Genomic DNA, 1,140 nt, shown 5'->3' on the forward strand with positions numbered 1-1,140 from the left:
GAGTATTTTTATTATCTTCATTATGAGAGAACCTCATTTTTTTATTTATCATTTGATAAATAAACTACACATCAAAAATAAATATATCAATTGATAAATTTATCTAGGGTATGACATATTAGCCAGACGCTGATGCATTCATACGAATAGAGAACAGTTAAGCAATGGGTAGAAAAAACCGTAGCGAAGAGAAACGTCAAGACATACTCGACGCATTTGAGAACGTTATTTTGCGTGATGGGTTTGCTGGCGCATCGCAGCGAAAAATCGCTGAAGAAGCTGGTGTTAATCAGCCGATTATCCATCATTACTTTTCAGGTGGAGATGAGCTCTTAGATGCTCTATTACAGCGCATTACAGAGCGTTATCGCCAAGCCTTAAATGCATTTATCACCACGAGTGCTCAGAGCGACCAAGATCCTTCACTCGAAGACATTCTAAGCTTTTTGTGTTCTGCTGAATTTCATCAGGTGAGCCTACAGAATGAGGTGATGTTTCGATTAATCGGTCAGACAAAACACACCGATAAAACGACAAATCGCTTGGCCGAGGTTTACCACGAGCTTCTTGCTGAAATTCGTACTTATTTAGAAAAGGCGCAAGTAAACAATACCGAGCAAATCGCCTATACCATCATGTGCATCATCATTGGTCATGACTGGGCAAAAGTTTTAGGCTTTGGCGAACACAGAAACGACATGATGAGCACAACACTCATGTCGCTCGTATCTGAAACTAATGCCGACTACACCAAACGCGCAGAACCAAGTGATCTTGCTGGTGCGTTGTAGTTTTGCAGTTATAAGCAACTAGCTCAACTTCTCATGAGAACACGGTATGCATTTCAATGACATACTGTTTTCCAGCCCACCCTCTTTAAATGTTCTCTTCAGTCCCAATATTCAAATGTGTTCCTAACAACGATGACGAGCCATTTTGAAAACACTCCTTAAGAGAAATCGAAACCGCTTACTTGCTGTACTCACAAGCATCACAATCTTAAGCATGGCGACTGGCTGTTCAGCTCTCGCACACAAACCATATATTCCGATGAATGAATCGGCTCAGTACTACAATTATCTACAACCGAGTTTTTCAGATTATCTTGAGGAAAGTGAGCGTTGGTTACGTGAACACCGC

At 40.9% G+C, this 1,140-nt stretch carries 2 protein-coding genes; both read left to right on the top strand.

Features of this window, described 5'->3' with window-relative positions:
- Positions 1 to 164: 164 nt before the first annotated feature.
- Positions 165 to 791 (top strand): TetR/AcrR family transcriptional regulator, encoded by a 627-nt coding sequence (locus A3738_RS06775; protein ID WP_068481067.1) that lies wholly within the window; start codon positions 165 to 167, stop codon positions 789 to 791.
- A 145-nt stretch (positions 792 to 936) separates the two neighbouring features.
- On the top strand, positions 937 to 1,140 hold a 204-nt coding region (locus tag A3738_RS31840; RefSeq protein WP_231876555.1), incomplete at its 3' end, for a hypothetical protein.

It is taken from the genome of Oleiphilus sp. HI0066 (assembly GCF_001635725.1).

Excerpts from the sequence above, each read along its gene's own strand:
- A3738_RS06775 (WP_068481067.1), top strand. The coding sequence starts at position 165 with ATGGGTAGAAAAAACCGTAGCGAAGAGAAACGTCAAGACATACTCGAC.